At 60.7% G+C, this 20219-nt stretch carries 18 protein-coding genes; 10 read left to right on the plus strand and 8 right to left on the minus strand.

Going from position 1 to position 20219, the window contains the following annotated elements; translation table 11 throughout:
• Positions 1 to 45: 45 nt before the first annotated feature.
• The 3 genes from A9G06_RS05525 (at position 46) to A9G06_RS05535 (ending at position 2539) form a co-directional block, all read left to right on the plus strand.
• A complete protein-coding gene (locus tag A9G06_RS05525) occupies positions 46 to 1530 on the plus strand; it encodes a L,D-transpeptidase family protein (RefSeq protein ID WP_069554531.1) in 1485 nt (494 codons plus the stop codon).
• A 164-nt stretch (positions 1531 to 1694) separates the two neighbouring features.
• Complete coding sequence (locus A9G06_RS05530; RefSeq protein ID WP_005338458.1) at positions 1695 to 2240, plus strand: DUF882 domain-containing protein; 546 nt, start codon at positions 1695 to 1697, stop codon at positions 2238 to 2240.
• A gap of 47 nt (positions 2241 to 2287) precedes the next feature.
• Entirely contained in the window at positions 2288 to 2539 is a 252-nt protein-coding gene (locus A9G06_RS05535; protein WP_005338457.1) for a hypothetical protein, read from the plus strand.
• An 85-nt stretch (positions 2540 to 2624) separates the two neighbouring features.
• Here A9G06_RS05535 and A9G06_RS05540 read toward each other — a convergent pair whose 3' ends face one another.
• Together A9G06_RS05540 and cysZ are read right to left on the minus strand one after the other, a co-directional pair.
• On the minus strand, positions 2625 to 3239 hold the full coding sequence (locus A9G06_RS05540; protein WP_005338456.1) for a trimeric intracellular cation channel family protein: 615 nt from the start codon (positions 3237 to 3239) through the stop codon (positions 2625 to 2627).
• Between the two features lie 146 nt (positions 3240 to 3385).
• Positions 3386 to 4150, minus strand: a complete 765-nt coding sequence (gene cysZ, locus A9G06_RS05545; RefSeq protein WP_005338455.1) for a sulfate transporter CysZ — start codon at positions 4148 to 4150, stop codon at positions 3386 to 3388.
• A 213-nt stretch (positions 4151 to 4363) separates the two neighbouring features.
• Between cysZ and A9G06_RS05550 the strand changes: the two genes are divergently transcribed.
• The 3 genes from A9G06_RS05550 to ligA all read left to right on the plus strand — a co-directional run bounded on the left by A9G06_RS05550 (position 4364) and on the right by ligA (position 11029).
• Positions 4364 to 7738 (plus strand): AAA family ATPase, encoded by a 3375-nt coding sequence (locus A9G06_RS05550; RefSeq protein ID WP_069554532.1) that lies wholly within the window; start codon positions 4364 to 4366, stop codon positions 7736 to 7738.
• Positions 7739 to 7753: 15 nt separating this feature from the next.
• Complete coding sequence (gene zipA / locus A9G06_RS05555) at positions 7754 to 8923, plus strand: cell division protein ZipA (RefSeq protein ID WP_040066671.1); 1170 nt, start codon at positions 7754 to 7756, stop codon at positions 8921 to 8923.
• 99 nt (positions 8924 to 9022) lie between these two features.
• Entirely contained in the window at positions 9023 to 11029 is a 2007-nt protein-coding gene (ligA, locus tag A9G06_RS05560; protein ID WP_069554533.1) for an NAD-dependent DNA ligase LigA, read from the plus strand.
• 81 nt (positions 11030 to 11110) lie between these two features.
• Here ligA and A9G06_RS05565 read toward each other — a convergent pair whose 3' ends face one another.
• Positions 11111 to 12085 (minus strand): ABC transporter substrate binding protein, encoded by a 975-nt coding sequence (locus tag A9G06_RS05565; protein WP_069554534.1) that lies wholly within the window; start codon positions 12083 to 12085, stop codon positions 11111 to 11113.
• A gap of 445 nt (positions 12086 to 12530) precedes the next feature.
• Here A9G06_RS05565 and nrdD point away from each other — a divergent pair, with 445 nt between their 5' ends.
• From nrdD to A9G06_RS05585, 4 genes are all read left to right on the plus strand, one after another.
• Complete coding sequence (nrdD, locus tag A9G06_RS05570; RefSeq protein ID WP_042079841.1) at positions 12531 to 14648, plus strand: anaerobic ribonucleoside-triphosphate reductase; 2118 nt, start codon at positions 12531 to 12533, stop codon at positions 14646 to 14648.
• A gap of 100 nt (positions 14649 to 14748) precedes the next feature.
• Entirely contained in the window at positions 14749 to 15258 is a 510-nt protein-coding gene (nrdG, locus tag A9G06_RS05575) for an anaerobic ribonucleoside-triphosphate reductase-activating protein (protein WP_069554535.1), read from the plus strand.
• Between the two features lie 64 nt (positions 15259 to 15322).
• A complete protein-coding gene (locus tag A9G06_RS05580) occupies positions 15323 to 15493 on the plus strand; it encodes a YqaE/Pmp3 family membrane protein (protein WP_005338440.1) in 171 nt (56 codons plus the stop codon).
• Between the two features lie 177 nt (positions 15494 to 15670).
• Positions 15671 to 16063 (plus strand): TonB family protein, encoded by a 393-nt coding sequence (locus A9G06_RS05585; RefSeq protein ID WP_005358848.1) that lies wholly within the window; start codon positions 15671 to 15673, stop codon positions 16061 to 16063.
• A 57-nt stretch (positions 16064 to 16120) separates the two neighbouring features.
• Here the strand turns inward: A9G06_RS05585 and A9G06_RS05590 are convergent, their stop codons facing one another.
• The 5 genes from A9G06_RS05590 to A9G06_RS05610 form a co-directional block, all read right to left on the minus strand.
• The gene (locus A9G06_RS05590; RefSeq protein ID WP_069554536.1) at positions 16121 to 16477 is read right to left on the minus strand and encodes an MliC family protein; all 357 of its coding nucleotides are present in this window, start codon (positions 16475 to 16477) and stop codon (positions 16121 to 16123) included.
• Between the two features lie 142 nt (positions 16478 to 16619).
• Positions 16620 to 17348 (minus strand): ABC transporter substrate-binding protein, encoded by a 729-nt coding sequence (locus A9G06_RS05595; RefSeq protein ID WP_253182311.1) that lies wholly within the window; start codon positions 17346 to 17348, stop codon positions 16620 to 16622.
• Positions 17349 to 17555: 207 nt separating this feature from the next.
• Positions 17556 to 18653 carry a DUF2955 domain-containing protein gene (locus A9G06_RS05600; protein ID WP_216093210.1) on the minus strand — a complete coding sequence of 366 codons (1098 nt, stop codon included), beginning with the start codon at positions 18651 to 18653 and terminating at the stop codon, positions 17556 to 17558.
• Positions 18643 to 19698 (minus strand): HlyD family secretion protein, encoded by a 1056-nt coding sequence (locus A9G06_RS05605; RefSeq protein WP_069554539.1) that lies wholly within the window; start codon positions 19696 to 19698, stop codon positions 18643 to 18645. Before A9G06_RS05605 ends, A9G06_RS05600 begins: the two co-directional genes overlap by 11 nt.
• Position 19699: 1 nt before the next feature.
• Positions 19700 to 20212, minus strand: a complete 513-nt coding sequence (locus A9G06_RS05610; protein WP_005349886.1) for a MarR family transcriptional regulator — start codon at positions 20210 to 20212, stop codon at positions 19700 to 19702.
• Between the last annotated feature and the right edge of the window lie 7 nt (positions 20213 to 20219).

Below are 20219 nucleotides of genomic sequence, written 5' to 3' on the forward strand. Positions count from 1 at the left end.
TGCTTGTCAGGCCCGACAGAGTGAACAAACCGTTTTGAGGTACCCATGGGGATGAAGTATTGGCTGGCTCTTGCCAATCTGGTGTGGCTGGGATGTTTGCCCGCTGGCGCGGTACATGCGACCGAAGCACAAGTTGTGGTGGCGGCCAGTGAAACCGGACACGACTGGTATCAGGGCAGTCAGGCCGAACAGGCCCGTATCGAGCTGGAGCAGCAGTTGCAAGAGGCTGTGCTGGCCCAGCTGCATCCCGATTTTTTCACGCTGTGGAAGCGCCTGCAGGCCACTCCTGCAGACAAGCGTGGCGCCATCTATGACGACATTTTTACCAAGCTGAGCCGTTTCCAGCACGCCTGGCGGGGGATGGATCTGGTTTCTCGCGAGCAGATGAAGACCCTCAAGCTCGATTTGAACCGCCCTGTGGTGACCCAGCCCAGCGATGATGACCTGCTCACTCAGGTGAAATCCCTGCGCCCTCAGGTGGCGGAATACGAGGCGGTGCGGGCCAAAGTGCACAAACTGCTGGCGATGCCGATGGCCAGCAAGTGGCCGACCCTTGATATGCCGACCCTGCGTGCCGGAGAGAGCTCCGCCGAGCTCGGCCAAATCCGCGCCATGCTCAACGAGCTGGGCGACAGCGCCCCGAGTCATGCTGATCAGATTTACGATGGTGATACCGAGCAGGCCATCAAACAGTTCCAGCGTCGTCACGGTCTCACCGCGGACGGCATTATCGGTCGTCAGACCCGCTCCTGGCTCAATACCGGCCCGCAAGTGCGCGCCAGCCTGCTGCTGCGCAACCTGTGGCGTCGTGATCTGGTGGATCAGCTCGCCGGTGGCCGCTACGTGCTGGTCAATATTCCCGACTACCGTCTGAGTGTGGTGGATTCCGGCAACGAGGTGTTTACCAGCAGGGTCATCGTTGGCAAGGAGCAGCGGGCAACTCCCATTCTGGCCAGCGAAATTCGCTCCATCGTGCTCAACCCCTCCTGGCATGTGCCGCGCTCCATCCTGAGCAAGGACATCCTGCCCAAGCTGGGTCGGGATCCCGCGTACTTGAGTCGCGAGCAGTTCGAGGTGATCGACAGCGAGGGCAATCCGGTCCAGTTCACCGAAGAGGGGTGGCATCAGGCGCTGGCCGCCGGTTTCCCCTATCGCCTGCGGCAAAAGCCGGGGGATCACAACGCCCTGGGGCGCTACAAGTTCTACCTGCCCAACAATGACGCCATCTATCTGCACTCCACCCCGCGCAAGGCGCTGTTCGAACAGGGGGCGCGCGCCTTCAGTTCGGGCTGCATCCGGGTGGAACATGCGGACGATCTGGCCGAGCTGTTGTTGGCGGACTCCCGCTATCAGCCAGACAAGGTGGCCAATATCCTCAAGGAGAGCCAGACCAAATGGTTGCCGCTCACCACGCCTATCCCGGTCTTTACCGTCTACTGGAGCAGCTGGATCGACGAAAATGGTCGCCAGCAACTGCGTAACGACATCTACGGATTTGATCGGGTCAGCTTCCAGAGCCGCCTGCTGTGATCCCAGCCACAGAGTGAAAAGCCCGGCCTGTGCCGGGCTTTTCTATGGGCGATTGAGGTTTGACAGGCCCCCCCGCCGGAGGGTAGTTTCAAGCGCCTGTATCACATTCAGTCAGTGATCTTATTCAACTATTTTCGCTTGAATCTGCGATGGACGAACCCCTTATGCTGGAACAAGAGATAAGTCGACGTCGCCTGTTGCTGGGAGCCGGTTGCCTGCTGGGCAGCTCGCTGATCTCCTTCCCTGCACTGGCCAGCCGCAGTACCACCGGGCGTGAACTCAGTTTCTTCAATCTCAATACCGGCGAGCGGGTGCGCGCCAGCTATTGGGAAAATGGCCACTATCTGAGCGACGGGTTGGCCGAGCTCAATCACATCTTCCGCGATTACCGGCGCAATGAAGTGTTCAACATCGACAAGAAGCTGTTTGATCAACTGTTTCTGTTGCAGCACAAGCTGGGCCGGCGCAGCGAAATCCAGCTGATCTCCGGCTATCGCGCCCCGGCGACCAATCGTCAGAAGCGCCACAAGAGCCGCGGCGTGGCCAAGCACAGCTACCACACCCTGGGGCAGGCGGTGGATGTGCGGATCCCCGGCGTACAGCTGGCCCATCTGCGCAAGGCGGCGCTCCAGCTCAAGGTGGGTGGGGTTGGTTACTATCCCCGTGATAACTTCGTTCACCTCGATACCGGCCCGGTGCGCAGCTGGTAAAGGGGTTGGCAAGCTGCCAAGCTCTTCCCACCAGAGAGGAGATAGCGATGAAAAAGATAGTGATTGGCGGCCTGATCGCCCTGTTGTTGACCGGTTGCAGCAAGCTCAACCGTGAAAATTACGACCAGTTGAAGATGGGGATGAGTTACGCCGAGGCCAGCACCATTCTGGGCAAGGCGGAGCGCTGTGATGATGCGCTGGGCACCACCAGCTGCCTCTGGGGCGGGGAAGGGAAGAACATCAAGATCCGCTTTATCGCCGACAAGGCGACCTTCTTCAGCTCGGAAGGGATTAACTGAGCCGCAGAACGTCCATGAAAAAAGCGCCAATCGGGCGCTTTTTTGTTGTTCGTAATCCAACCCGCCTCGCCAGAAGCTGGCGCACTCAGTGGGTCGCGTACTGGTAGTTGAAGGTGGGCAGACCCCACTTGAAGCGTACCGCCAGCAGCCGCAGCACAAAGCCGATCCCGATGGAACCGAACGCGGCCCAGTTGGTGGGCAAGCCCTGATCCAGCGCCAGACAGTAGAGGGCTGCGGTGATCAGCGAAATGGCTGCATAGAGCTCGCGACGAAATACCAGTGGAATCCGCTGGCAGAGCAGATCCCGCAGCACCCCGCCAAAGACCCCGGTCACTACCGCCATGATGCAGGCAATACCGGCGCCGTGGCCCATATCCAGCGCTCGGGCCGCACCGAAGATGGAGAAGACCACCAGTCCCAGGGCATCGAGGGCCATGAACAGCTTGCCGAGGTAACGCATCAGGGGGGCGGAGACCACACCCGCCATCGCAGCTGCGGCAACCAGCAGCACATATTCCGGATGCTCAATCCAGAGCAGCGGATAGTGGCCGAGCAGCACATCGCGGATGGTGCCACCACCGATGGCCGTCGCCGAGGCGATGATCACCACACCAAACAGATCCATCCGTCGCCGACCCGCGGCCAGCGCGCCGGTCATCCCTTCGGCCACCAGGCCCACCAAGAAGAGTGCATGTAACATGAGATATTCCAGGGAACGAGAAAGGCCAGAATCCTACCAACTCGTGTCATATGGGACAAGCTATCGAATGCATGCATTAATTTAATTCATGCTAAATACGAAAAAGGCACCGTTTCGGGTGCCTTTTTCTAATCAATGTTCAAGGGTTAGCGCCCCAACTGCTCCTGCCGGTAGTGATCGACCCACATGGCGGTGGCGCCACAGATGGCAACCGGCATTACGAAGAGGTTCACCACCGGAATGGCGGAGAAGAGGGTCACCAGAGCGCCGAAGCTGAGGCACTTGCCGCGGCGTTGCTTCAAGGCATCGCGCATGGTGATGAAGTCGATCTTGTGGTTGTCGAAGGGATAATCCACATACTGGATCGCCATCATCCAGGCACTGAACAGGAACCAGAGCACCGGCGCCAGGGTCTGGCCCACCACCGGGATCAGGAACAGGATCAGGCAGCCGATGGCCTTGGGCAGGTAATACTTCAGCTTGGTCCATTCGCGGCCGAAGGTGCGTGGCACATCCTTGACGATATCCAGCATGCCGCTGTCATTGGCGGGCTGACCGGTGAGGATCTGCTCCACCTTCTCCGCCAGCAAACCGTTGAAGGGGGCGGCTACCCAGTTGGCGACCGAGCTGAAGATAAAGGAGAAGACCACCAGTATGGTAATGAGGGCGATGGGCCAGAGCAGGTAGTCCAGCCAGTCGAGCCAGGCGGGGATCTGCTGATGGAGCCATGCGAATAGGCCGTCCAGTTGCAGCAGCAGGGCATAGAAGGCCCCGGCAAACAGCACGAAGTTGACCAGCAGGGGGATCAGCACAAAGGTGCGGATGCCCGGTTGGCGAATGAGGGAAAAACCGCGCAGGAAATAGTCTGCACCGCTGATTGAATCTTTGACCATATGGGGTGATTGGCTCATGTGAGCTCCATCTATGCATGGGAGAACTGCCAGCATATTACAAACAAGCCTTTGATTTGGTAAAGTCGCCGACTATTCCTTATTTCGTGCCGTGGCGACCAAAAATCGGGCATGAATGGGGATGATGCCTGCATATTACAAACAAAGCCGGGTCTGGATTTGGTAAAGTCACCTGCCCGCCTCCTCTTTAATTAGCCACTGATACAGGTCGCCATGCGTCTGAAACTGATCAAACTCGCCGGCTTCAAGTCGTTCGTCGAGCCGACCCGCATCGAACTGTCGGCAGACATGACCGCCGTGGTGGGCCCCAATGGCTGTGGCAAATCCAACGTCATCGACGCGGTGCGCTGGGTACTGGGGGAGAGCTCCGCCCGCCATCTTCGCGGCGAGAACATGACCGATGTCATCTTCAACGGCTCAATCAACCGTAGTGCGCACGGGCGCGCCTCGGTGGAGCTGGTGTTCGACAATCCCCATAACCGGGTGCCCGGCGAGTTCGGCCGCTTTACCGAGATCTCGGTGCGCCGCGAAGTGCTGCGCGACGGCTCCAACCACTATCAGATCAACGGCCAGAAGTGCCGCCGCAAGGATGTGACCGACCTCTTCCTCGGCACCGGTCTTGGCCCCCGCAGCTACGCCATCATCGAACAGGGCACCGTCAGCCGACTGGTGGAGTCGCGTCCGGCCGATCTCAAGCTCTTTATGGAAGAAGCCGCCGGGGTCTCCCGCTACAAGGAGCGGCGCCGCGAGACCGAGCAGCGCATTCGCCACACTCAGGAGAACCTGGAGCGCCTCGGCGATATTCGCGGCGAGCTGGGTTCGCGCCTTGACCACCTCAAAGCCCAGGCCGAAACGGCCGAACGCTACAAACAGCTCAAGAGTCGTTCGCGCGCCGCTCGTGCCGAGCTGATTGGCTCCGAATTGTGGGCGCTGGAGACGCGCCTTGGCGAGGCCAAAACAGAGCTGGCACAGGCCGAGCAGGCGCTGGCGGCGCTCGATGCCAAGCGTACCGCCGATGAGGGGCGCCACGTCACCCTGTCGGTCGCCAGACAAGAGGCGCAAGCCGAGCAGGCGAGCCGTCAGCAACAGATTTTTCTCGGTGGGCAAGCCATCGCCCGCCTCGAACAACAGCAACTGCACCAGAGTGAACTGGGGCGCGACTGGCAGGCCCGAGCTCAGGCACTGGGCGAGCGGATTGCTACCCGCAAGGCGCAGCTTGCCAGCCAGCAGGATCAGTTGACCGAAGGGGTATTGCGCGCCGAGCAGGAGAGCGCCCGGCTGGAGCAGTGTGAGCAGTTGCTCACCGAGCAGCAGGAGGCCCGCCAGCACGCCAGCGAGCAGCTGGAACAGGCTCGCTTGCGCCAGCAGCAGTGGCAGCAACAGTTGGCCGGGTTGCAGGGGCAGCTCAACCAGACCCGCACCCGGTTGGGTGGCCTGCAGGAGCTGCAAGCCAAGACCCGGCTGGCCCGCCTCAAGCTGGAAGATGAACGCGCTGGCCCCCTCGGCGCTGAGGCCGATGACCTGCAACCTACCCTCGATGCCCTGAGTGGTGAGCTGGAGCTGACGAGGGCTGCCAATGGCGAGCTGACCGAGCAGCTGGCGCAGGCGGTCGACGCCCATGAACAACTCAAGCAGCAGCATGGCCAGCAGTTGAGCCTGCAGCGGGAGTTGGAGGCGCGGCTGGCGACCCTGGATCAGATCCTCGGCGAACAGATGGAGGGGGCGACTCTGGCCGACCGGTTGCAGGTTGCCCCCGAATGGGCACAGGCACTCGATAAAGTGCTGGGTCGCTGGCTCACCGCAACGCCGGCGGACGAGTGCAATCTGGCGCAAGAGGGGCTCTGGATTGGCCCGGCACAACCGGCGGTTGCCGGTACGCTGGCGGCGCAACTGGGCGGTGAGCATATTCCTGCCTTCCTCAACGCCATCTGGCTGGTGGAGAGCCGGGAAGCCGCATTGGCCCGCCAGCCAAGCCTGGCAGCCGGTGAGTCGGTACTGACTCCTGCTGGCGACTGGCTGGGGCCAAACTGGGCAGATCTGGGGCAGGGCGCGGCGCTTGGCACCATGGCGCTGCTCGGTGAGCGTGAGCGGTTGCATACCGAGCAGGATAAGGTTGCCGCGGGGCTGGCACAGCTGAGCGAGCAACTTGTCTCAGCCGATGCCCGGCGCGCCCAGCTTGCCAGTGCGCAGGAGTTGTCGCAGCGAACCTTGCGCGAGCAAGAGCAGAAATGGCAACAACTGCGCGAAGCCTGGAGCCTGCAACAGGGTCAGCGGCAGGAGCGGTTGCAGCGGCTCGGTCAGCTCGGCGAAGAGCTGATCCGGCTTGATCAGGAGCAGGCCGAAGAGGCAGAGCGACTGGCCAGCGCCCGTGAACAACTGGAACTCGATGAGGCGCGCCTTGCCGAGTTGCAGGAGCAGGGGGAGCCGTTGACGCAAGGGTTGCTGGTTGCTCAGGAGCTGTTGACCCGCTGCGAGCGGGCGGTCGACGAGGCCCGTGTGCGCCGCGAGCAGCAACAAGCGGCCTGCCAGCGTTTGCAACTGGAGTTGGGCAATCTGCGTCAACTCATTACCCTGGGCGAAGAGGAGTTGGCGAGGCTCGGGCTGGAGCTGGCCGGGTTGAAAGGGCCGGATAGTGAAGCAGTGCCGGATCTGGCGCCCCTGCTGGCCGAGCAGCGCAATCTGGAGGCGCAGCAGCTCGCCTGCCATCAACGGCTTGCGGAGCTGGAGCGCCAGCTGACCGAGCTGGAACAGGCCAGAAGTGCCGATCACAAGCAGCTAGTGACGTTGCAAGAGAAGCTGGCAACCCTGCGCCTTGAGCGTGAACGCAACCTCACCCGTCGACAGGGGTTGCACGAGCAGTTCGAAGAGCTGGGGGTTCGACTGGTAGATCTCGATCAGGCGGTGTTGATCGCCGCTGATCGCAGCAAGCTGCGGCAGGAGATCCAGACCCTGGAGGCGCAAGTGGAGGCGCTCGGCGCCATCAACCTGGCGGCGCTGGAGGAGTACGAAGAGGCGAAAACCCGGGCAACCTATCTTGAAAATCAGTGTCAGGATCTCGAGCAAGCGCTGGAAACCTTGAGCCAAGCCATTAAAAGAATTGATAAAGAGACACAAATACGGTTCCGGGACACTTTCGATAAGGTCAACGAAGATTTAAAATCCCTGTTTCCAAAAGTGTTCGGTGGGGGCAGTGCCTGGCTTGAGCTCACCTCAGATGATCTTTTGGAGGCCGGAGTGAGCATCATGGCGAGACCTCCGGGTAAGAAGAATGCTACCATTGCCCTGCTTTCCGGGGGGGAGAAGGCGTTAACCGCGCTTGCGCTGGTTTTTGCCATCTTCAGACTCAACCCAGCACCTTTTTGTCTGCTGGATGAGGTGGATGCACCGCTCGATGAAGTGAACGTCGGTCGCTTCTGTTCTCTTGTCAAAGAGATGTCGAGCACAGTACAGTTCGTTTACATCAGTCATAATAAGGTCTCCATGGAGATGGCTGAGCAGCTGGTTGGCGTCACGATGCAAGAGCCCGGGGTTTCTCGCATTGTGTCGGTCGATATCGGTGAAGCCGTCGCTTTGGCTGAGCAAAACTAGAAAGAGAAGCAGCTAATGCAGGAATTGCGTTACATCTTGGTTGCCCTGGGCGGTATTGCTATTGCGGCATTGCTCATTCACGGGTTGTGGAGCAACAAAAAGAATCGTCAGGCACCGATCAAAGAGAAACCGATTGGACGGATGGACTCCAAGTCGCGGGATCGTGATAACGACGCCTTCGACAGCGATGGCATCGGCCAGGTACGTGTGGTCAGTGGTGGCCGTCGTGCCGAGCCCAAGCTGCGCAGTGAAGAGAGCCGCCAGCCGGAACTCGGTCGTCGCCCTGCCGTCCCCGCCTTTGATGATGAAGATGACGAGGACGATCTGCCGCCGCCCGTAGTGCGCAAGCCTGCTGCCCGCCCGGTTCCGCCGCCTCCTGTCTATGAAGAGGAGGAAGCGTTCGACGAACCGCTGCCCGAGGAGATCGACGAGGCGCCCGCCGCGCCGGTGCGCAAACCTGCTCAGGTCAATCGTCGTACCCCGGTCTACCGTTCCCGTCCCCAGCGCGAGCCCATGATGCAGTCGCTGGATGACGAGCCGCTGGTTGAGCCCGCTTACGCGACCGCTCCGACTTTTGGTGCCCGTGCAGAGACAGTCCGTACCGCCGACACCGTGCGTGCAGAACCGGTGCGTGCTCCCGAGCCGGAATATCAGCCGCAGCCCCGTCATGTGGCTCCCGAGCCTGTTTATGAAGAGCCGGCCTATGTGGCACCTGCACCTGTGGTTGAAGAGCCGCGCATGGCGCCCCAGCCGGTCGAGAAGATCTGGCAGGATGTCTATGTCATCAACCTGATGGGCCGTCCGGGTCACGACTTGCAAGGTGCAACCCTGCTCTCATCCCTGATGGCGCTGGGTTTCAAGTTTGGCGAGATGGATATTTTCCACCGTCACGAAGATCCCAACGGCAAGGGTGAAGTGCTCTTCTCCATGATCAACATGGTCAAGCCGGGTACCTTCAATCCGTACCGGATGGAGCAGTTCACCACGCCGGGTGTCTCCCTGTTTATGCAACTGCCGCTGCGCAGCAATGCCGCGTTTGCCTTCGAGGATATGCTGCAGGCTGCCGATCAGCTGGCCAGCGATCTCGATGCCATGCTGACCGATATGGATCGCAGCCCGCTGAGCGACGAGACCATTGCCCGTTACCGTCACGAGCTGGCTGCCTACGAGGCCAGCCGCGACTAATACGCCATGCGGGTCGAGTGAAGAAAAAGTGCGGTACCCTGGTACCGCATTTTTGTTTCTACCCCGGCCGGATGTTCAATCACACTTCGAGACTTTTTCATGAGCGACACCTTCTCCCGCCACCGTCAATTGTGTGAACTGCTTACCGAATATGGTCACCAGTACTATGTGCTGGATAACCCCACAGTGCCGGATGCCGAATACGATCGCCTGATGCGCGAACTGATTGCGCTGGAGGCCGACCATCCCGAGCTGAAAACCCCGGCGTCACCCAGCGTGCGGGTCGGCGGTCAGCCGCTGACGGCGTTCAGTCAGGTGCGCCACGAGATCCCCATGCTCAGTCTGGACAACGTCTTTAGCAGCGAAGAGCTGCAGGCGTTCGAACAACGGATGAGCGATCGCCTCAAGCGTGACGTGCGTTTCACCTTCTGCTGCGAGCCCAAGCTCGATGGCCTGGCGGTGAGCCTGCTCTATGTAAATGGTCAGCTGGTGCAGGCGGCCACCCGGGGCGATGGCGCCACCGGTGAGGAGATCACCGAGAACGTGCGCACCATCAAGGCCATTCCGCTCGCGCTGCGTGGCACTGGCTGGCCCGAGCGGCTGGAGGTGCGTGGCGAAGTCTTTATGCCCAAGGCCGGTTTCGAGGCGATGAACGCCAAGGCGCTGGCCGCAGGCGAGAAGGTGTTCGTCAACCCGCGCAATGCCGCTGCTGGCAGCCTGCGTCAGCTCGATTCACGCATCACCGCCAGCCGTCCCCTGAGCTTTTACGCTTACGGTGTCGGTGTTGGCGGCGAGCTGCTCGGTGACTCTCACTTTGGTCGCCTCAATCAGCTCAAGGAGTGGGGGCTGCCGCTCAGTCCCGAGGTGAAGCTCAAAGAGGGGGCCGCCGGTTGTCAGGCGTTCCATGACGACATTCTGGCCCGTCGTGGCGAGCTCCCTTATGAGATCGACGGCGTGGTCTACAAGGTGGATGCCATCCCCCTGCAGGAAGAGCTGGGCTTTGTGGCCCGCGCCCCGCGCTGGGCGACCGCCCACAAATTTCCAGCGCAGGAGGAGATGACAGAGCTTGAGAACGTCGAGTTCCAGGTCGGCCGCACCGGCGCCGTGACCCCGGTAGCCAAGCTCAAGCCGGTGTTTGTCGGCGGCGTGACTGTCTCCAACGCCACCTTGCACAACGCCGACGAGATTGAGCGCCTCGGCGTGATGATTGGCGATACCGTGATCGTGCGCCGGGCAGGGGATGTGATCCCGCAGATCGTCGCCGTGGTGGAGGCGCAGCGCCCAAGCGATGCCCGCGCGATCCTCTTCCCGACCGAGTGTCCTGTCTGTGGTTCTGCGGTGGAGCGGCTGGAAGGGGAAGCGGTTGCCCGCTGCTCCGGTGGCCTGTTCTGCGAGGCGCAGCGCAAGGAGGCGATCAAGCACTTCGCTGCCCGTCGTGCCATGGATGTGGATGGCCTTGGCGACAAGATTGTCGAGCAGCTGGTAGACAAGGGGCTGGTGAAGACTCCCGCCGATCTCTTCAGCCTCAATGCCATCCAGCTGGCAGGTCTTGAGCGGATGGGGCAAAAATCGGCCCTCAATCTGGTAGCCGCAATCGATGCAGCGCGCAGCACCACCTTGCCGCGCTTCCTGTTTGCTCTGGGGATCCGCGAAGTGGGGGAGGCGACTGCGCTCAACCTTGCCAACCACTTCCTCACCCTGGATGCCCTGCGCGCGGCTTCGGTGGAGCAGCTGCTCGAAGTGGCCGATGTGGGCGATGTGGTGGCCAAGCATGTCTACTACTTCCTGCGCCAGCCCCACAACGTGGAGGTGTTGGAGGCTCTGCTGGCTGCCGGCATCCACTGGCCGGCTATCGAGAAGAAAGAGGCCGCGGAGCAACCCTTTGCCGGTAAGACCTTCGTGCTGACCGGCACCCTGACCACCTTGTCGCGCAACGACGCCAAGGCGGCGCTGCAGGCGCTGGGGGCCAAGGTGGCGGGTTCGGTATCTGCCAAGACCGATGTGCTGGTCGCGGGGGAAGCGGCCGGTTCCAAGCTGACCAAGGCCCAGGAGCTCGGCATTACCATCTGGACCGAAGAGGAGCTGCAACAGGCGTTGCAGGGCTGATAGCCCTCACCAAGCCTGCTAACCGCAGCACCCGATAAAAGAGAACCCGGCATGGCCGGGTTCTCTTTTTTGTTTCGGCGGTTACTCACGCCAGAGGATCTTGTGGCGCCATTTGTCGGGTACTGTGAGCTGCCAGCGGGCCAGCTCGCTCTTGCTGAAGACATATTCGCCGCGCAGTGCTGCGCGCGGGGAGATGGTTCGGGGCAGGGTGCCCGCCAGAATGGTGTTGATGAGGCTGGCGGCCTGTATCCCCTGATCGTGGCCGTCCAGCACCAGCCCGCCGATGGCCATCCCCTTGCCGACGGTAAATTCCCAGAAACAGAAGAGCGGCACCGGCGTGTTGGCGCTAGTCCACTCCAGCACCGTCTTTTCGCTCACATGCTTGCCATTGTCGTCGACCAGCGTGTGGTAGAGGCCGAGGAAGATCGCCTGATAGCCGTTTTTCTTGGCGTTGAGCACTGCCTCCTGCCAGAGGCTGTAATCCCCCATCAGCTGGCTGTTGATCCGGGTCTGGCCGACCCGCAGCTCGGTCTGGGTCTTGAATTCATCCTCAATGGCAGTGAGGGCCACATTGCTGGAATCAAACAGCACCAGTGCCTTGTCGAGCCCCCCCATCATCTGGCTTATTTCGCTGATGTTGCGCTTGAGCAGGGGGCGCTCCAGCACGCCGGTGATCTTGGGGTGGCCGACAAAGCCCTTGAGGCGCGGATTCTCGTTCATGCCAAGAAATACCACCGGGGTACCCAGCGAGGCGATCTCGTTGGCCAGATAGTTGATGGCATTGTCATCCCCCAGTACCACCAGATCCGGTTTGCTCTTCAGATAAAAGGCGATGGCTTGCTGGGCGATCTCGTCGAACTTCTCCCGTGGATGGCGTTTGGTGTCCATATAGAAGTGAGTGATCTTGTGCTCCCCCTGTAAGCCATCGAGCAGTCCTTTGTTGTAGCTTTGGTCCCAAAGGTATTCGGGATGGTAGCTGCTGATCACCAGAATGTTGGCAGCCCAGAGCGGCAGTGAGAGGGTGGATAGCAGTAGCAACAGCAGGGAGATGCGCATGGGTTATCCCTTGTCGAGGGGAGAGAGTTCTTGTTCAGTATGGGTGGTTTTGGTTGACGCTGTCATCTCGAAACCGGTGCGGCGGGGGGCGATTTTTTTTTCGGGTGGGTGGATCGGACGCCAGCCCGCACTCTGCCTGAGATTGGATTTGAATGGAGCTCTTTTTGGTTGGTCGTGAACTGTCCCGCTCGCTGAAAAACCTGTTCTGGATCAAGAAATGAGGCTTCGCTTTGGTGCCTAATAGACACCACATATAGGGATGCATTCGTTTTTAATCCCTATATGTTGTGTTATTAAGCTGTGTATAAGCTGTTCCCTTCCTATCTTCAGCCCAGGTTTGTCAAGCCTCGGCTGAATTTATTTGCGTCCAGGACGAGATGCCGGGAGGGGGGCCCAACAAGGGTGAGCCAGAGGCAAATGCCTGGCCTTTTAACGGGGAAAATCCATGAAACCGGTTGTGATCAAACGTGACGGATGTCGCGCACCATTCAATGCCCAGCTGATTGCAGAGGCGGTCAGCCGTGCGGCGGAAGCGGTCAATCAGGCCAATCCGGCACTCGCCTCCCGCATTGCCAATGCGGTGAGTCAGGAGCTGGAAGGGCGTGGTGAAGTTGATATCCACGAGATCCAGAACCGGGTCGAAAACCACCTGATGGCTTCCGACGACAAGGCCATCGCCCGTGCCTATATCGAATATCGCCACGACAGGGATCAGGCTCGCGAGGCGCGCGGCCGTCTGGCGCAAGAGATTCGCGGTCTGGTCGAGCAGACCAACGCCGCCCTGCTCAACGAGAATGCCAACAAAGACTCCAAGGTGATCCCGACCCAGCGCGACCTGCTGGCCGGTATCGTCGCCAAGCACTATGCCACCAGCCACATGCTGCCCCGTGATGTGGTTCAGGCCCACGAGAGCGGTGATCTGCACTTCCACGATCTCGACTACTCGCCCTTCTTCCCGATGTTCAACTGTATGTTGATCGATCTGAAAGGGATGCTGACCCACGGCTTCAAGATGGGCAATGCGGAGATCGATACCCCGAAATCCATCAGCACCGCCACCGCCGTGACCGCCCAGATCATCGCCCAGGTGGCGAGCCACATCTATGGCGGCACCACCATCAACCGCATCGACGAAGTACTGGCACCCTATGTGACCATCAGCTGGCAGAAGCACCGCGAAGTGGCCGAAGAGTGGGGCATTGCCGATGTGGAAGCCTACGCCATGGCCCGCACCGAGAAAGAGTGCTACGACGCCTTCCAGTCGCTGGAGTACGAGGTCAACACCCTGCACACCGCCAACGGTCAGACCCCGTTTGTCACCTTTGGCTTTGGCTTGGGGGACAGCTGGGAGTCGCGGATGATCCAGCGCGCCATCCTCAGCAACCGTATCGCTGGTCTTGGCAAGAACAAGAAGACCGCTGTGTTCCCGAAACTGGTGTTCGCCATCAAGGATGGCCTCAACCACAAGCAGGGCGATCCCAACTACGACATCAAGCAGCTGGCGCTGGAGTGTGCCTCCAAGCGGATGTATCCGGATATCCTCAACTACGACCAGGTGGTCAAGGTGACCGGCTCCTTCAAGACACCCATGGGTTGCCGATCCTTCCTCGGTGCCTACGAGGAGAATGGAGAGCTGATCCACGAAGGTCGCAACAACCTGGGGGTGGTGAGCCTCAACCTGCCGCGCATTGCCCTGAAATCCCGTGACGAAGCGGACTTCTGGGATCGTCTCGATGCCTCCCTGCGGGTCGCCAAGAAGGCGCTGATGTACCGCATCACCCGTCTGGATGGCGTCAAGGCGCGGGTCGCACCGATCCTCTATATGGAAGGGGCTTGCGGCGTACGCCTCAAGGCGGACGACAACGTCAGCGAGATCTTCAAGAACGGTCGTGCCTCCATTTCCCTCGGTTATATCGGGGTTCACGAGACCATCAACGCCCTGTTTGGTGACAAGGTTCACCTGTTTGACAGCGCCGAGCTGCAACAGAAGGCCATCGCCATCATCGCCCGTCTCAGGGCAGCCATCGATGAGTGGAAAGAGGAGACTGGCTACGGCTTCAGCCTCTACTCCACCCCGAGCGAGAACCTCTGCACCCGTTTCTGCCGCATCGATGCCAAGGAGTTTGGTGTGGTATCCGGCGTGACCGACAAGGGTTACTACACCAACAGCTTCCACCTCGATGTGGAGAAACAGGTCAACCCGTACGACAAGCTGGACTTCGAGGCGCCCTATCCGCCCATCGCCAGCGGCGGCTTCATCTGCTACGGCGAGTACCCCAACATCCAGCACAATCTGGAAGCGCTCGAAAACGTCTGGGACTACAGCTATGACAAGGTGCCCTACTACGGTACCAACACCCCCATCGACGAGTGCTACGACTGCGGCTTTACCGGCGAGTTCGAGTGCACCTCCAAGGGCTTTACCTGCCCGCGCTGCGGCAACCACGACCCCGCCAAGGTGTCGGTGACCCGCCGTGTCTGCGGCTACCTCGGCAGCCCGGATGCGCGCCCCTTCAATGCGGGCAAGCAGGAAGAGGTGAAGCGCCGCGTCAAACATATGTAAGCGCACAGGCGATGAAGAGCTGGCCCCTGATTCAAGGGGCCATTTTCATTGGAGGGCGGCAGTTATGCCGCAGTCCCGTGAACGAGGCAGGAAACAAGCAATGCACTACCACCAATACTACCCGGTCGATGTGATCAATGGCCCCGGCACCCGTGCCACCCTGTTTGTCTCGGGCTGCGAGCACCAGTGCCCGGGTTGCTACAACCAGAGCACCTGGCGGCTCGATGGCGGCAAGCCGTTCGATCAGGCGATGAGCGATCGCGTCATTGCGGATCTCAACGACAGCCGCATCAAACGGCGAGGTCTGTCGCTCTCCGGCGGCGATCCGCTCCACCCGACCAACGTGCCCCACGTGCTGGCGCTGGTGAAACGGGTGCGCGCCGAGTGTCCGGGCAAGGATATCTGGTGCTGGACCGGTTATCTGCTCGGCGAACTGTCAGAGGCCCAGCGCGAGCTGGTGGCCTTGCTGGATGTGCTGGTGGATGGCAAGTTTGAAAAGGAGTTGGCTGACCCCGGCCTGCTCTGGCGTGGCAGCAGCAATCAGCAGATCCACGATCTCAATGCCTGGCGTGATGCGGGTGAGCGAATTCCCTGTCTGGTTTGCAGTTGAAGTCCGGGATGTTTATGGTTAGCTCATTCCAATCCTGACGACTTTTTTGAAAAGGAGAGCCGAGATGAACAATCTGCTCAAGATCCTGCTGGCCATTTTCCTGCCCCCGGTGTGCGCTTTTATCCAGGTGGGCTTTAGCCTGCACTTTTTAATCAACATTGTGCTGACCCTGATGGGCGGTCTGCCGGGCATGGTCCATGCGCTCTGGCTGGTGGTGAGCGACAAGCGCGGCTGATGCCAGAGGCTGGTTAGTGAGCTTATTGACGATAAAAGGGCCAACCTCTCGGGGTTGGCCCTTTTGTTCATGTTCATACGAATACTTTTTCGTTAGGATGGGTGACTGACCAAAAGGGCGCGAGTTGAGCGGCCCGCAGTCCGGCAACAAGCACCGGCAGAGAACAAGGAGCGTTACATGAAGTGGAAAGTCGCAGTATGGTCAGGTCTGGCAGTGACACTGTTGCTGGGGTGCTCATCCCGTCAGGAGGTAGCGCACGAGCGCGCTCCGATCGCTATCCCTCTCGAGCAGTTGTCCAGCTACTGGGTTCAGGAGAAGCAATGGTCATGGCTTGGCAATGACGAGCCCGCCCTGCCGGCCAAACCGGTCAAGGGGTATGTGGAAGTGCGCTATCAAATCGACGCCAGCGGCACGCCGGTCAAGCCGGAAGTGGTGGCGGCCGAGCCCCCCGGCGAGCTGGAGCAGAGCGCGCTGGCGACCCTCTCGCGGATCCGCTACAGCCCGGCAGAGGGCAACCCGGATGCCATTCCGGTCGAGGTGACCAACCGCTTCGAGATCGAGATCAACTGATCCCCCACCACTCTGATGCCAGAGTAAAGAGAGACCCCGGCCAGGCCGGGGTCACGTTTATTGCTGTTTGCAGTCGTTGTAGGCGGTCTGCCACTCGCCATCCTGATCCCGAAGCTCGACAAAGCCCTCATCCCCCTTGTTCCACCAGACGGCCTCATGTTCGTCCGTATAGCGGGCGCCGGAGGCCGAAATGGCTTGGGGCAGGGTGTAATCCTTGCCGTCCGGCAGTGACAGCTTGATAAAGCTGAGGCTTTCGTCGGAGAGAGAGAAGTAGCGCACCTGCACCTTCTTGCCCTGTTCGCACTGGTAACTGACCGGTTCGCCACCAGTGACTGAGAGGGTATTGCCCTGATTGCAGCCGGCGAGCAGGCCGAGGGCCAGCGCACCAGCGGCCATCATATGTGCCTTATTCATGATTACAGCTCCATTGGTGTCATACGGGCGTGAGCCTAACAGGTTGCCGTGATTGTGCAATCAGCGTTGCCATTCGGTGCGTCGCTGGCTGTCCGGCATACCGCGCGAGTATGAGGGGGCGCTATCAGGAAGGCATCGTCAATCAGTAGAGGCCAAGTCTGGTTTCAAACTGGCGGATCAGCGTCTCATAGATGCCGTTGTTTTTGATCTTCTGCAGCCCCTGTTCGAACTGTTTGGCCAGCGCTTCCCCTTGCGGGTGGTGGCGGGAGAAGGCGAGCCAGAAGCCATCTGTGGAGAGCTTGCCAACCTTGACCACCTTGCCGGTCAGCTGTTTTTGCTGGATCTTGAGGTAGCCCGGCATGCCGTTCATCAGGATGTAGTCGACCCGGCCGCGCACCAGCATCTCGAGGATCTGGGCATCGGATTTGGCCTGAAAGCGGGTGATCCTGGGGTTCTCCATAAAATCGGTGGGGTAGGTGTAGCCGAGGGTGATGCCCACCCGCTTGCCCTCCAGCGAGGTGAGCTTGAGATCCCGTTGCGGCTCGCTGGCGAGGGCGAAGATGGCAAGATCCTCCTCGAACATGGGGGTATCGTGCCAGTGGTACTGGTAGCGGTTCTCTTCGGTGATGGTGGCGTTGAAGCACCCCGCAAGTTTGCCGCTTTTCGCATCGTGCATGCAGCGGGCGAAGGGGAGGGTGCGAAAGACAATCTCGATCCCTTCGGCGGCGAACACCGCCTTGACCAACTCAGGCGCCAGTCCGCGTGGCTGGTCATCCTCATTGTCATTGTCGCGCTCGCAGTAGGGAGCCCAGTCATCTTCGGCACCAATGACAAGCGGGGTGGCCCCGAGCGGGCTGGTAGCCAACAGCATCAGACAAACCAGCCATTTTTTTAGCAACGCGACCATAGGTACACCTCATCGACAGCAGCCTTACAAGCATAGCCGTACTTCTGCGCTGAGCTGTGGCGGCGGGGGGATGACAAGGGAGGAACACGAGGGAGAGAAAAAACGCCCCGGCAGGCGACGGGGCGAAAGAGAGCTCATCCATGGGCTGACAACAGTGTTTACAACAGGAGATCAATAACCGAAGCGGGTTGCCTCGAAGCGGTTGAGCAACCGGTGGACGAGGTAGCAGGCCAGCAGAGTGGCCACGATGGCAAACAGGATGCTGCTCACCCGGTAGAGAGCGCTGAACACCAGATCGTTGCCCGGGGTGAGGTACTGGCCAAACAGGATGCCGAGGGTGGTGAGGGCGCCGAAGCCGACCCCGGAGCCGCCTGCCTCCTTGACGTGGGCATGGCTGAACAGCATGGCGCCGAGCCACAGTAACGGGGCGACAAGCAGCAGTTGCCCTGACCAGTCATAGAGCAGCAGCTGGCCGAGCAAGCCGAAGGTGACACCCAGCAAGGTGCCCATCGCCCGTTTGCGGGCATAGCTCAGCGCGCCGTTCCAGTGCATGGGGAACAGCACCAGCAGGGTTGTGGCCTGGGCAGACATGGAGTCGCGCAGGTCAAACACCTGAAATACCAGAAACGACAGGGTGGCCACCGTGGCACCCAGCAGGGCTTCATGGCGCATCCGGTGCGGTGCCTTGGGGGCCGAGGCGGGCTTGGGTCTGGCCTCCACATCCGGGATCAGCATGGTCATCAGGTAAGCGATCAGCACCGACAGCACGCTGGCCCAGATATTGTTGAGGATCAGGTCGTTGAGGTCGGTCTGCGGATAGCTGGCAAAGTGCAGCATGATGCTGAGGCTCAGCACCCCGTTGGCCCCGAACAGAAACAGGCTGCCCCGCGACATGGCGGCGAAACGGTAGAGAAACAGCAGAAAGGCGATAGGGGTCATCAGCGCCGGATGGCTGCCAAACAGCCCCCCCAGCAGCCCGACCTCCACCCCACAGACCACCGCCGCCGCGATCAGCTGGCGTGCGGCATGGCCATTCATCACCGGCACCATCCCCAGCAGCAGCACCGGTGTGACCGTATAGAAGACCCCGTAATTCCAGCCAAACAGCTTGCAGAGCAGAAAGCCCGTGGTGCAGCCAAAGGCGATGCGCAAGCACTGGCGTAGCTCGTTGCCGGTGAGGGGCCGATACCAGAGGTGGGTGGCAGCACCACCGGCGGGGTGGGCTGGGGCGGTATTGGCCGACGGGTGAGTGGCGTGGTTAGTAGACATAATGGAGCAGGCTGAGCAGGTGGATCTGGCCCCGTGCCAGCATGGCGGTCAGGGCATTCTCCGGCAGCAGTTGCACCGTGGCCCTCGCCCCGGCTGGCAGATGATCGGGGAGCTGGTCCAGCTCGAGGTGCAGCCGCATCCGCTGGGCATCTCTTACCCAGCGATCAGACTCCACTGGCGCGGCCAGTCGACCGTTGGCGTCAAACTGACCGGCACTCACCCCGGCATCCAGACTGCTTACCCGGGCAGGATATAGCTGACCCGGCTCGCCATCGAAGGCGACCAGTGCGCGGGTTTGCTCGCCAACATGGCGCAGGCTCTTCTCCCGAAAATCGGCAATGACGTCCACCTGTTCCGACACCAGCGCCAGCAGCGGGCTGCCCGCGCTGGCGATGCTGCCCGGCTTGAGCTGCAGGTTGGTGATGGTGCCATCCTGATCCGCGTGGACCTGGCTGTAAGAGAGGGCCAGCTGCGCTTGCGCCAGCTTGTTGCGGGCCTGGCGCAGCAACAGATTGTCCTCACCGGTCACGCCACGACTGGCCTTGATCTGGGCCAGTTTGGCCTGACTGGCGCGCAGGTTGGCCTGGGCGCTGCGCAGGGCGCTGTCAGCCTCATCTTTTTGTTGCAGCGAAACCATGTGACGTTGGTACAGCGCATCGATCCGCTCAGCCTCGCGCCACTTCTGGCTGGCCAGGGTCTCTTTGGCGTTGATCTCGGCAACGGCGGCGGTCAGGGCGGCATCCAGTTCACTGTTCTGCTGCTCTGCCTGTGCCAGCGCAAGGCGGGCCTGCTCCACTGCCAGTTCAAAAGGGGCCGGATCCAGCCTGAACAGCAGATCTCCTTTCTTGACCTGCTGGTTGTTGTGAACGGCGACCTCGATCACCTTGCCGCTCACCTGGGGGGCCAGCTTGGTGACCACCCGGGTCGCCATCGCCTGAGGGGTGAGGGGCATCAGCAGGTCGGCTATCAGAAAATAGGCAAACAAGGTGGCAAAGCCCGCCATGGACCATTTGATCCAGCGGGTAAATTGTTGATCCGGGGTCATCTTATTCTCTCTCTGTGTCGGTCTCGGGAGGGCTTGTATCGCCTCCGGCTTGTCGGTCGTGGTGTTGTTCAATTTTGCTGAGGGCGTTGGCCGAGATCCGCTGCACCGTGGCTTCAAACAGTTGCAGGGTCTGCTCGTCGATGCCCCCCAGCAGCTCCCGGCGGATATTCATGATGCGGTCGGCGATCTGATCGAGCAGGGTCTGGCCAGCCGGGGTCACACAGACGATGCGGGCCCGCTTGTCCTGACTGCAACAGTGGCGCTCAATCAGTCCCTGCTCTTCCAGCTGGCCCAAGGTGCGCATCAGGGATGGCAGTTCTATTTCGAGGGCTTCGGCCAGGGTCTTCTGGCTGACATGGTTCCCCATGCGGGAGAGCTTCCAGAGCGCAGTCCAGCGGGGATGGGTGAGGCCAAGGGGAGCCAGCTCCAGATCGGCGGCAGTACGCCATAGCCGGTGCATCCGCGCTATCTGCTCGGCGAGCGACAGCTCGCGCAACCTTTCCAGATCCGTCATCTTCTCA

The sequence above is a fragment of the Aeromonas sp. DNP9 genome (genome assembly GCF_001728955.1).
Taxonomy (GTDB): Bacteria; Pseudomonadota; Gammaproteobacteria; order Enterobacterales; family Aeromonadaceae; genus Aeromonas; species Aeromonas veronii.